The following is a 12553-nucleotide window of genomic DNA, read 5'->3' as shown; positions in this document are numbered from 1 at the left end:
TCAAGATAAGAATAGAGGATTTTCTCTCAAGATTTTTAGGATTTTTTGATATAAATCTTCATTCCTATAATTGTACCTAAACTCACATTCCTTTAAATGAAGGTAAAAATACTTTTTATGAACTCCACGATGTTTACTCATCCTGGATTTTGAATAGCCCCAGAATCCTTCAATCCCATTAATATGACTTTTCCCATTTACAAACTCATTTTTACCATGGTTTACTCGATAGTGTTTATCATAACCAACATCTACCAATCCATCATATCCATGCCAATTATCAGAATAAATAACACTATCAAGATCAACTTTCCCTCGGATAATTGATTGTAAAGTTGATTTAGAACAATCCGGAACGATTTCAGTATAGACTTTCCCATTCCTTTTTCTCATCCCAAAAACAATTGTTTTGCTGCCTGCGCCGCGTCCCCGCTTTCCTTTTACACGCCTCGGGCCGAAATAGGATTCATCAACTTCAATTTCTCCTTGAAAAGGGGATTCTGCTTCGCAGAATCCGGCAATCCGCTCGCGGATTGCCATGAGGTATCTGTTGATCGTAATACGGCTTACACCTGTAATTTGGGATATTTGAGTTGCATCTAAATCCAGAACAAAAAGTTTCACAATTTGTCTAAATTTAGCTTCAGAAATTTTAGAACGAAAAATGTATTTATTTTTCAATTGCATAGTCATGATTTTAACACCAAATTATTTGGTTGTTCTTATCATGACCCTTAAATTTTGTCAAAAACAGCATGGGACAATTAAATAATCGAATGAAAATTGTTTCGTGCTGTACACTTATTTTTTAACATTTTTTAAAAATCTTTTAAAAACATTTTTAAAAAATATTAAAATATTTCAAAAATATTTCTAAAACGTTTAATTTAAAAATAAAAACAGGAACTAAAAACTGTTTATTGAGTTTTGTTTTAGATTTTATTAAAAAAAAGAAAAGGACATGAAGTTAAACTTCATATCCGGCATCTGCGACAGCTTTTTTCAAAACGTCGGCGGATGTTTTAAAACCGTCATATTCAACGGTTGCTTCGCCTTTTTCAAGATTGACGGAAGCTTTTGAAACGCCGTCGATGTTTGTTAATGCGTCTTGAACTCTTCTTTGGCAGTGACCGCAGGTCATGCCGCCGACTTTAAAGGTTACGGTTTCCATAATTTTTCTCCTGATTTTTTGATTACTTTTCCGGATATTTTTGATTATATTTCGGATTGTTTTTAATTTTATATATTTCAAGTAATTAAATATTATGATATGTTGACAGCTGCTGAATTTTATTTTCATTTATTCAACTTATCAAACACATCGATAATTTCATTGATTTTTTCTTCGCGCTCTTCCGGACCTCTTTCAAATGCCTCGCTGACACATCCCGATAAATGTCCTTGAAGAACGATTTTTGACGTTTTTCTGAGAACGGCTTCGCTTGCCATGATTTGATGAACGATATCAATGCAATATTTGTCTTCTTCGACCATTTTAATGATACCGTCAATCTGACCGCGCGCCGTTTTTAACATTCTCAGAACGTCTTTCTTATCTGCTCTCATAACTTTCCCTCTCTGTTTTCCTTTTATTTTTCGTTTTTACTCTCCGTTTTTAATTTTCATTGGCGCGCTGAATGGAAACAACTTCATAGCCTTCTTTTTCAACGGCTTGTTTCAAGATTTCATCATCGATGTCTTCCGCGCCGAAAATTTGCGCCGTTCCCGCTTCCCAGTCCACCTCAGCCGAAACGCCGGGAATCGCATTCAATGCTTTCTCGACATGTTTTTGACAATTAATGCAAGTCATGCCGTTGATTTTCATCAAAACGGCGGCACCGTTTTTGTTTTCATCTTTATTAACGGCACTCCCGATTTCGTTTTTATTTTCATTTCCGGACTCGGCTTTTGCCGGCGCGCCGCTGCTGCCTGCCGCTGTACCGGCTGCCACCTCATCTTCAATCGGAAGCGGGCAGGTTTCCGGCAGTGCTTCTGTCGTGAATTTCGGTTTGAAAAATCTCAGTCTCAGCGCGTTTGTGACGACAAAGAGCGAGGACAAACTCATGGCGGCGGCCGCAAACATCGGATTGAGTTTCCATCCGAGAATCGGATAAAAGACACCGGCTGCAAGCGGGATTCCCAAAATGTTGTAGAAGAACGCCCAAAACAGGTTTTCTTTGATGTTTCGGATTGTGGCTTTTGAAAGCTTAAAAGCTGTCACGGCATCCATCAAATCGCTTTTCATTAACACGATATCCGCGCTTTCGATTGCGATGTCTGTTCCGGCACCGATTGCCATGCCGACATCCGCGCGCGCGAGCGCCGGCGCGTCATTGATACCATCGCCGATCATCGCAACTTTTTTACCGGCTTCCTGCTGTTCGCGAACAATTTGTTCTTTTCCGGAAGGCAAAACGCCTGCAATTACGTGATCGATTTCCAATTGCTTGGCAATCGCATTTGCTGTTCTTTCATTGTCGCCGGTGAGCAAAATAACGTCAATGCCCGTGTTTTTGAACTCGGCAATTGCGCGTTTGCTGGTCGGCTTGATCGTGTCGGCGATTGAAACGATGCCGAGCAACTGTTTATTTTTCGCGAAATAAAGCGGTGTTTGACCGTTTTCAGCGATCTCATCGGATATTTCAGATAATTTTTGAATATCAATACCGTCGGCAACCATCATTTTTGCGTTGCCGGCCAAAATTTGTTCATTTTGAATCACAGCTTGAATTCCGTGGCCGGCGGTTTGTTTAAAGTCGGCCGCCGGCATTAAATTCAAATTCATCGCCGCCGCTTTTTCAACAATTGCAACAGCAAGCGGATGTTCCGAAAATTTCTCAACGGAGGCGGCGCAAGTCATCAATTCTTCTTTTGAAACACCGGCGGCCGGATAAATTCCGGTAACGGATGGTTTTCCTTCCGTGACAGTTCCTGTTTTATCCAAAATAACGACATCAACCGTCTGCGCTGTTTCGATGCTTTCGGCATTTCGGAACAGGATTCCGTTTTCGGCGCCTTTGCCGGTTCCGACCATGATTGCCGTCGGCGTTGCAAGTCCCAGCGCGCACGGGCAGCTGATAACCAAAACAGCGATGCCGATGGAAAGCGCAAATTCAAACGGATAGCCGAGTAGCAGCCAAACTATTGTCGCGACAATCGCAATGAGAATAACCGCCGGAACAAAAACCGCGCTGACACGATCCGCCAACTTGGAAATCGGCGCTTTGCTCGCGCTTGCTTCTTCGACCAAACGAATAATTTGCGAAAGCGTTGTGTCTTCACCGACACGAACCGCCGTCATTTTGATGAATCCTGAACGATTAACGGTCGCGCCTGTCACGTTGTCACCAACCGTTTTTTCAATGGGAATGCTCTCGCCGGTAATCGCGGATTCGTCGATTGCTGCCGACCCTTCAACGATTTTGCCGTCAACAGGAACACTGTTTCCGGTTTTAACGATCAGAATATCTCCGGGAGCGACATCTGCAACGGGAATTTCAACTTCAGCGCCGTCTTTTTCAACAAGAGCGGTTTTCGGGGCTAAATCCAAAAGACGCGTAATCGCGTCGCTCGTTTTTCCTTTAGAACGGCTTTCCAGATATTTGCCGACCGTAATTAACGTCAAAATTGTGCCGGCCGATTCGAAATACATGTCCATATGATATTGTTCGACAAGCGCGAAATCCTGAATCGCAAGACCGTATCCCATTCGAACAATCGCGTAAATGCCGTAAATAATCGCAGCGGACGAGCCGATTGCAATCAGCGCGTCCATTGTCGGAGCGCGCTTGATCAGGCTTTTGAATCCGTTAATGAAATAATTGCGATTGAGATAAACAATTGCAAGCGTCAGAAGAAGCTGAGCCATACCGAAAGCGACGGCGTTTTCATGACCGCTCAAAAATGACGGCATCGGAAGCCCGATCATCGGCCCCATCGCGATATACATCAGCGGAATCAGGAAAACGATTGACCAAATCAAACGGAACTTCATTTGCTCGGCTTCGGCCGCCGCCGGATTTTGCGCAGCGCTTTCGGTTCCTGTCGATCCTTTTTTAGACTTTTCGTCCGCCGGAAACGCGCCGTAACCGGCATCCGTCACAGCTTTGATAATATCCGTTTCAGTAACGATTTTTTCATCGTATTCGACAACCATAAAATTCTGTAAAAGATTGACCGTGACTTTTGAAACGCCGTTTAGTTTGCTGACAGCTTTTTCAACATGATTGCTGCAGGACGCGCAAGTCATTCCCGTGACATTGAATTTTTGTTTGATTTAAAGGCCTCCTGCCTCGATTTTGTTTTGAATCTGTTTTGGTTTTTTATTTTTGATTGCGGTTTATTATACCATACCCCTGTGGGGTGTCTATGAAAGAATATTAAAAAGGATTCTATTTAAGATTGCCTGTTTGTTGTTGTTTGCAACTGTCTTTCGTCGCCTTGTGCGCGCGCGAACGGGGCAAAATTTCAAAAATTGAATGAAAATGAAAATTCATTTTTAATGAAATAAAATAAAAGAATCCGTTTTTTAAAAATTAAAAATCAAAAAAAATTAAACGTAAGGCGGATATTCTTTTTTCTTGGATTCGGATTGCGGATGGCGTTCTTCATACCAAATTTTAGAATTTTTGATTTCAGCCTGAGTTCTTTCTCTTTTTTGCCTCGATTCCGTTTCTTTTTTGTTTTCGGGAACCGCGTCAAAATTCATTTTTTCCATTAAAATGTCAGCTTTTGATTTCTGAATCGGTGAGTGAATTTGCTGCGGTTTTGAGTTGGCGCTGCCGATTTCTTCAAAAACGATTTTTTGATTCGCTTTTCCGGAAATATTGGGTTCGCTGCTTTGAAAATACTCTTTTTGCTTCGGAGCACTTTGAATTTTAATTTCATCATACTGAATTTGAGCTTGCGATGATTTGAGCTGATTTGAAAATAAATTATCCGGGCGCGCCGGCTCTTTTGAAACTTCCGCCTTGATTGTTTTCGGCATTTTCTTCGGTTCAAACGCCGGCCATTTAAACTCCGATTTGCGGACGGGCGGCGCTTTTGCACGGATTTCCGCCTCAAAATCTGCCTGCTGCTCTTCTTTTGAAACTTCCGTTACCGAAGCAAATTGATTATCGGAAAAAGATTCCGTTTCAAATTTTACATTTCTGTTCATTGATTCCGATTTTGCCGGTTTTTCGCCGACAACAACCGTTCCAAAAGGCGTTTCAACGGTTCGGGGAATCATTTCAGAACTTGAATCCGAACCCGAATCCGTGTCGGAAATGGAAGTTTCGCCGACAATTTCGACTTCGGATGATTCATCTGTCGGAATACTGACCGGGCGGTCTGCCGGCAAATCTGCAAATGTTGTAAAAGATTTGGGAGACGATTCAATTGTTTCGTCAATAATTTCAGCGTCAAATTCAACTGTTTCAACATCAGGCTGAACGTTTTCATTGTCGGATTCCATCGGAAATATAGGGGTTGATGATGAATCTAAAATTGCGTCGCTTCCAATATCATTTTCTAATTCATAAGATTCATCCGAATCTTTTTTAGTTGAATCAGAAATATTGTTTTCAAAAATAAGTTCTTTCGATATGAAATCGTTTGATTCCTTATTTAATTCGTTTTCAAATTTACTTTCAAATTCATTTCCAAACTCATTTTCGAATTCGTTTTTAAGTTCGTTTTTGAATTCATTTTCAAGTTCGTCTGATTCTTCCGGTTCATCTTCGAGTTCGGCAACCGTATTCGCCCGAACGGTTACTTTTGTGATGACGCCGATTTTTTTGATTTCCGCTTTTCCGATAACGGATAACGTGCTTCCGTTAGCGTAGCCGACAACGCAGCCAGGCATAATTGTGATGTTGCCGCCGCTTTCAACGGAATTGGCGACCGCATTTTGCAAAAGAGAAATATCGGAATCCGCCGTAATTTTTCCTTTGACTTTTGAACGGGAGCCGATAATGATTTCATGCGCTTTCAGATTGCCCTCGACGGCGCAGCCTTTTCCAAACTGAATATTTCCGTCAACTTTAATATTTTTCCAAAAGCGTGTGCCTGAGCCGACAATAACATTGCCTTTAACGGCGACGTTTTGATCGATAATGGAATTTTTTGGAATTATGTAAGTGTTTGATGGCGAATGAAAACGAATATTTTTGGAAGAAATCATACGGATACAAACCACTTACAATTATTTAAACCATATTAAAAACAGCTTTATGATGATTTTTTAGGATCGCTTTTAGAATCTTTAGATTTTTGAATTATTCTTCCAAAGCTTTGGACATTTCGACATACCAAAGAGCGTTTTTAATCGTTGCCTGCACTTCTTCTTCGGTGACTTCGCGGACGATTTTTCCGGGAACGCCGAGAACCATGCTGCGCGGCGGAATGATTTTTCCGGCCGGGATGAGCGCGTTTGCGCCGATAATGCTTCCTTCGCCGATGACAGCGCCGTCCAAAACGGTGGAATTCATGCCGATTAAGACGTTGTCCTCGATAACGGGGCCGTGAACGACAGCGCCGTGACCAATTGTAACGTTTTTGCCGATAACGGTCGGCTGGCTGACATTGCTGTGAAGGACGCAATTGTCCTGAACGTTGCTGTTTTCTCCGATTTTTATCAAACCGGCATCGGCGCGGATGACTGCGCCGTACCAGACACTTGTATTTTCGGCAAATTCGGTGTCGCCGACGATTGTTGCGTTTTTTGCTTTTCTTAACATAATTTAAACCTCGTTTATTCTGAAAATTAAAATTTTGAACTTCCTATTTTGTTTTTTCGGAAAAGCCGATGAAAAATGATAATAATTTTTCAAATATCATCGATAAATTGATTTGATGAATCAAAAACCGGAGGAGGGGATTGATGAATCAAAAAATGAAATTCAATTTTTTTAAATAATATCAAAAAGACAAGGGTGGGGTTTGAGTTAATTTTGAAAAGTTGGGGCAATCGCGCGCGGCGGTACGGCTGTGGCGGCAGCATGACAGTGTTGGCAGCGCTGACAGTTACAGAGGCGCGCAGCCAAAGCAACCACTGCACGGCAACGCCGGCAGCGCAGCCGGACGGCGGCAAACACGACAACGTACAAACAACACAAAAAATCAAAAAGAGGAAGATTGTTTTTAATTAAATTTTAATTAAAACAATCCTGTTACAACATTTGTAATCAATTCGACAATGTCGATTCCGGATATTTTTAAAACGACATAAGCGCCGATGAATGTTCCGACCATGCTTCCGATATTGGCAAGCGCCGCGACATAAACGACTTTGAAAAACGGATTGCCGTTCAATTCTTTGAAAGATTCTGCGTTCATCATATTTTTCATGTCTTTTGTTGTCGGTTTTCGGATTCCTGCTTCAACTAAGCCTGCAAACCAACCGGCGGCGAGAAGCGGGTTGACGGATGTAAACCAAGCCAGCAGGAAAGCGGTTGCTGCCGAGCGGATTTTGCCGCCTGCGAGCAAAACGCAAATCGCGCTGAGAACGCCGTTAATCAGGAACCAGCACCCGAATGCTACAAGAAGAATTTCGGGCGTCATGTCGGGATAAGTAACGACGGCGTAAATGATGTACGCGAATAAAAGCAAAACAAGCGCGACAATTCCGTAGCTGATGACCTTAGCCAAACTGAATTTCTTTTTCGGGATGACATCAAGTTCCGCAAGATTCGGAATATTTGACGGCGTGTTTAAATAATTCATAACGCCTTGGCGGTGACCGGCACCGATGACGACGACGATTTTTTTGCCGGGTCCGGCGGCTTGAACGGTTCTGAGAATGTTTCCGGCCAAATACGCGTCGCGCTCGTCAATCAAAACGGATGCGGCTGTCGGGGATAAATGACGAAGTTCTTCAATCATGACGGTGACGACATCTTGGTCGGTCATGTGATTGATATCGAATTCCTGTTCTTCCGCGTCGCCGAAAACCATACCTTTGACGATTTTGTAAGCCATTTTCAGTTTTTCACCGAAGCTTAATTTCGCTAAGAAGCGCTTGAATGTTGTTTGAATGTCACGGTCGATGAGTGCGATTCCTGCGCCGACTTCTTGAGCGCCTTCAACGGCGGCCATCATTTCGGATCCCGGCGGAACGCCGAGCTGCTCACCCATTTTTTTCTGCATGTAAGCCAAAAATCCGTAAAGAAGATAATAGAAAGTTTGACCGGGTTTGAGAATATCTTTAAAAGAAATTTCAGATTCGCCCGTATCGGGATCCGTCATTCCTTTATATCGATTTGCATCAAGTTCGACGGCAACGATATCCGGTTTTTCTCTTTCAATTGTTTCCCGAACCTCACGAACACTTTTTGGAGAGACGTGCGCCGTTCCGATAATGATAATCTGCGTCGGATTGATACCGTCTGCTGCTTCTGAAACGGGAACAATATTCTCAAAACTTATATCCGAAACAACGATGTCCGAATCGGAAACGGTATTTGAAACACTTTCTGAAGCGTTTCCGGAAACATTTTCTGAAACATTTTCTGAAATATCTTCCGGATTTTCTGAAGACAAGCCGCCGGCTTCTTGTGTTGAAGCGAAAGATGAGTCGGACAAGTTTGCAGAAATATTGCCCGAGTCTGTCGGCTCTGAAAAATTGTGATATTCGTCTTCGTTTTTCATATTTGAGACTCAAAATTTGATTTAATTTAATGAATTTAACTTGAATTATTTAAAATTTTAAAACTGGAATAATTCTTATTCTATTTATTCTATTTAAAACAGATTCGTTTTTTGAAATTTGTTAAATTTAAATAGGTTTTAAAAAACAAAATAAAACATAAATAAACCAATTGAAAAATAAAAATCAATTGAAAAATAAAATCAATTGAAGAAGAATTAAAAAATAGATGAAAAATAAGAAACAGATAATTAATATTCTGTTTCTGATTCTGTTTTTGTTTTACTTTTATTTTTAAAGTTGTCTTTCAAATAAATTGTCGTCATCAAATCGGTTCTTGAAATAATGCCGACCATTTTTTCATCGTCCAAGACAACAAGGCGACCGATTGCGTGCGCGCCCATTTCGTTGAACGCTTCTAAGGCGGTTGCGTCGGGGTGAACGGAAACAATTTCTTTCATGATGTCTTTAATTGTGAATGCGTAGCGTTCAGTTTCGTTGACGTGGCGCGCGTCATCAACCGTGACCATGCCGACAACAATACCGTTTTTAGTAACCGGATAACCCGGGTGTTTCTTTTGGAAAACGAAGTTGATGAAATCATTCAGTGACATGGATTCGTCAACCGTTAAAACGTCTGTTGTCATAACATCTTTGACGTCAATGTCTTCCAAGATTGTTGTCGCTTTAAACATTTTGCCTTCTTCTGATGCGGAAATGTAAAGGAAAAGCGCTAAAATCGCGAGCCACCAATTTGTAAAGATGCCGATGATTGCCAAAACGACCGAAAAGCCTTTGCCGATTGAAACGGCGGTATTCGTGGCTTCTTCATAGGAATGTCTTTTGGCAAGCCAAGCTCTGAGAACGCGGCCGCCGTCCATCGGATAAATCGGAAGAATGTTGAAGAGGCCGAGCAGCAAATTGAGTGATCCAAGAAGGAAAATCATTGTCGGGATGTTTGCCGTAAATGTTGTCAAACCTTCGGTAACCCAATTTGCAACATCAGGAACGCCGAAAATGGACCCGTAAGCGAAATAGTTGAACGCTAAAAGAACGATGCCGATAATCATATTTGAAAGCGGGCCGGCTAAAGCGATATTCAATTCTTTGGATGGATCCATATTTTTTTCATTTTCGGGATTTTCAATCGCAGAGATTCCGCCAAAGAAAAAAAGTGTAATGCTTTGAATTTTAGCCCCGTAAGATTTGGCAAGCAAGGAATGTGCCAGTTCGTGAATCAAAAGCGTCACAAAGAACAAAAGTGCTGTCAGGCAAGCCAAAATATATCCGGCAATTGGCGGTTCAACGGAACGAAAACCAAACGGCCAGCCGGAAATGGCAAAAATGAATGCGAAAAGCAGAAAAACCAAAAGGAATGTGATGTGAACATAAATTGGAATTCCTTTGATGGTTGCAATTTTATAACTCATAATTTAAAAAGTATTTTTTAATAATATAAAAGTTGCTGATTAAAAATTAAGATCAGATTTTTCAATCGGATTTCCCTTTACTTCAACTGTTTTTGTTTATCATACGGTTCTTCGTTCATTATTTTATTATTTATTTTGTCTTACGCATATTTTATAATCTTATAAGAAATTAAAATGACCCCTTAGTTTCGTCTGGAAAGTTTATAAAGGCCCACCCCCCCATAATTTCCAATGAAAAAGTTTTTGAAAAAAAATTGAAGAAAAAAATCAAAAATAAAATTGAAAATTTTATTTTTGTTGTTAAAACATTGTTGTTGAGTTAAGAAATTTTTAATATTTAAATGTATTGAAATAACAAAAAATAATAAAATAAAATTTTATAATATTAAAAATAAATAATTACGAGCGGAGAAATTATTGTAAGATTTTAAAAAACAGAAAAATAACTGAAAAATTATCAAATTAATTGGAAAATAATTGAAAATAATTGAAAAATAATTAAAAACCCAATCAAAACAACTAAAAACCCAATCAAAATAACCTGAAAATAATCAAAAATTACTAAAAATTTAATCAAAATAATTGGAAAAATAATCAAAAATAATTGAAAATTAACTAAAAACAATTAAAAATATTTAAAGAATAATCGAAAAATAATTAAAAATAATCGAAAAAAGTTAAAAGAACCCAGTTACATTAAAAATATTTTTAGTTTTTTTAATAACTCCGATTGCTTTCGTTTTCTCTAAAAAACTCCAATGGAAATCATGGGGTTGGTCTAATTCTGCATTTTCAGAGTTTCCGATGGAATTTCTGAAATAAATTTGATAAATTTGATAATTTTATAAATCAGAAAACTTGATAAAATTAAAATTTAACAAATTGATGAATTTGACGATTGATGAATTTAATAAATTGATGAATTTGACAATTGATGAATTTAATAAATTGATAAATTTGATGATAATGACTGTAAATTTTCCAACAAACCTTAAACAAATTTCACATAAATGAATCTTTTCAAATTTGAATAAATTTGTTTAAGCAAATCATTAAATATTATTTTTCGGTTTTTGTGTTCATGAATGAAAAAGGCATTCCTGAAGAAGAATTGTTTGCCGAGCTTGGCTTTTTTTCAGATGCCGATACAAATTTTAAAAAAGTATTCAGTTCAATGTGTACAATTCCTCATCCGGTTGCTGTTGCCGCTCAGCAAAAGTTTGTGCTTTCAAATATCGGCGATCCCGGTTTATTTCGCGGAACTTGCGAGATGGAAACAGAAGTTATCCGAATGACAGCTTCCATACTGAATCATCCCAATCCAAAATCCGCTTTCGGACACATGACGTCAGGCGGTACTGAATCCAATATTGAAGCGGTTTTGCATATGAAAAACCGCTTTTCTGATTCTAATTCCGGTTCTGATTTCAATCTCAATTCAAATCTCAATTCAAATCTTAATTCAGACTTCAATTCTGATTCAAATATGAATTCTGTCTCTAATTCCCGATTAAATTTAATCGTTCCAAAAACTGCTCATTTTTCATTTGAAAAAATCGCGAATTTGCTTGGAATCGAATTAAAAAAAGCGGATATTGATTCATATTTCAGAGTTATTCCCGAATCAGTGGAATCTTTGATTGATGAAAACACAATCGGTTTAATCGGAATTGCCGGCAGCACAGAATTTGGCGAATGTGATCCGATTGAAAAATTATCGGAAATCGCAATCAAACACGAATTACCGCTTCATGTAGACGCAGCTTTCGGCGGTTTCGTTTATCCGTTTTTGGATTCTGATTCTGTTTTGGATTCTGTTTCCGGCTCCGTTTCTGATTTTGATTCCGATTTTAATTCTGTTTCCGATTCCGAGATCAAATTTGCTTTTAATCTTCCCGGCGTGACATCTGTTTCCGTTGACCCTCATAAAATGGGTCTTTCGGTCATTCCTTCCGGTATTTTAATTTTCAAAAACGAATCTGTTCTCGGATCTTCTCTTGACAAAATCAAAGTCAAAACGCCGTATTTGACAAGCAAATACCAGTCAACGCTCACAGGAACGCGTCCCGGCTCGTCCGTTGCCGCAACTTATGCCGTCATGAAACATCTCGGTGTTGAAGGTTACCGCGAAAATGTTTCTTATTGCATGGATTTGGTTAATCATTTCGAAAAAGAGTTGAATCGAATCGGTTTAACGCCCTGCATTTCTCCTCGAATTAATATTGTTACCGTCAGTGTTTGTAGTGCCAACAGTACCGGCAGCAACAGCAATGAAACTGCTCAAACCGCCAATCATGAAAAAACAGAAAAAATCAGGGCGCAGCTTTTGGAAAAATACGGTTGGAACGTGTCGGCAACCAAAACAATTCCGGCGCTTCGTTTTGTTTTAATGCCGCATATTACAAAAGAAGACATCAGCAACATGATTTCCGATTTGGAAAAATTGTTGAATGCTGAAAAATAATTTTTGATTTTTTTAAAAAAATGTGAATTCAGC

Annotated in this window: 10 protein-coding genes; 2 read left to right on the top strand and 8 right to left on the bottom strand. The window is 39.5% G+C overall.

The window, feature by feature from the left end; genetic code table 11:
• From MmiEs2_RS07400 to MmiEs2_RS07375, 6 genes are all read right to left on the bottom strand, one after another.
• Entirely contained in the window at positions 1–687 is a 687-nt protein-coding gene (locus tag MmiEs2_RS07400; RefSeq protein ID WP_316560243.1) for an IS1595 family transposase, read from the bottom strand.
• 280 nt (positions 688–967) lie between these two features.
• Positions 968–1171, bottom strand: a complete 204-nt coding sequence (locus MmiEs2_RS07395; RefSeq protein ID WP_316559227.1) for a heavy-metal-associated domain-containing protein — start codon at positions 1169–1171, stop codon at positions 968–970.
• Between the two features lie 125 nt (positions 1172–1296).
• Positions 1297–1566 (bottom strand): metal-sensing transcriptional repressor, encoded by a 270-nt coding sequence (locus MmiEs2_RS07390; RefSeq protein ID WP_316559226.1) that lies wholly within the window; start codon positions 1564–1566, stop codon positions 1297–1299.
• 49 nt (positions 1567–1615) lie between these two features.
• A complete protein-coding gene (locus MmiEs2_RS07385; RefSeq protein WP_316560242.1) occupies positions 1616–4276 on the bottom strand; it encodes a heavy metal translocating P-type ATPase in 2661 nt (886 codons plus the stop codon).
• 276 nt (positions 4277–4552) lie between these two features.
• The gene (locus MmiEs2_RS07380; protein WP_316559225.1) at positions 4553–6163 is read right to left on the bottom strand and encodes a bactofilin family protein; all 1611 of its coding nucleotides are present in this window, start codon (positions 6161–6163) and stop codon (positions 4553–4555) included.
• Positions 6164–6257: 94 nt separating this feature from the next.
• Positions 6258–6719 (bottom strand): gamma carbonic anhydrase family protein, encoded by a 462-nt coding sequence (locus tag MmiEs2_RS07375; RefSeq protein WP_316559224.1) that lies wholly within the window; start codon positions 6717–6719, stop codon positions 6258–6260.
• A 261-nt stretch (positions 6720–6980) separates the two neighbouring features.
• Between MmiEs2_RS07375 and MmiEs2_RS07370 the strand changes: the two genes are divergently transcribed.
• Positions 6981–7130 carry a hypothetical protein gene (locus MmiEs2_RS07370; RefSeq protein ID WP_316559223.1) on the top strand — a complete coding sequence of 50 codons (150 nt, stop codon included), beginning with the start codon at positions 6981–6983 and terminating at the stop codon, positions 7128–7130.
• A 7-nt stretch (positions 7131–7137) separates the two neighbouring features.
• Here MmiEs2_RS07370 and MmiEs2_RS07365 read toward each other — a convergent pair whose 3' ends face one another.
• Both MmiEs2_RS07365 and MmiEs2_RS07360 read right to left on the bottom strand, forming a co-directional pair.
• Entirely contained in the window at positions 7138–8628 is a 1491-nt protein-coding gene (locus MmiEs2_RS07365; RefSeq protein ID WP_316559222.1) for a TraB/GumN family protein, read from the bottom strand.
• A 249-nt stretch (positions 8629–8877) separates the two neighbouring features.
• Positions 8878–10056 (bottom strand): site-2 protease family protein, encoded by a 1179-nt coding sequence (locus tag MmiEs2_RS07360; RefSeq protein ID WP_316559221.1) that lies wholly within the window; start codon positions 10054–10056, stop codon positions 8878–8880.
• 1081 nt (positions 10057–11137) lie between these two features.
• Here MmiEs2_RS07360 and mfnA point away from each other — a divergent pair.
• The gene (gene mfnA / locus MmiEs2_RS07355) at positions 11138–12520 is read left to right on the top strand and encodes a tyrosine decarboxylase MfnA (protein ID WP_316559220.1); all 1383 of its coding nucleotides are present in this window, start codon (positions 11138–11140) and stop codon (positions 12518–12520) included.
• Positions 12521–12553 lie beyond the last annotated feature (33 nt).

The sequence above is a fragment of the Methanimicrococcus stummii genome (assembly GCF_032594435.1).
In the GTDB taxonomy this organism is placed as follows: domain Archaea; phylum Halobacteriota; class Methanosarcinia; order Methanosarcinales; family Methanosarcinaceae; genus Methanimicrococcus; species Methanimicrococcus stummii.
This window is presented reverse-complemented; position numbering and strand designations above follow the sequence as displayed.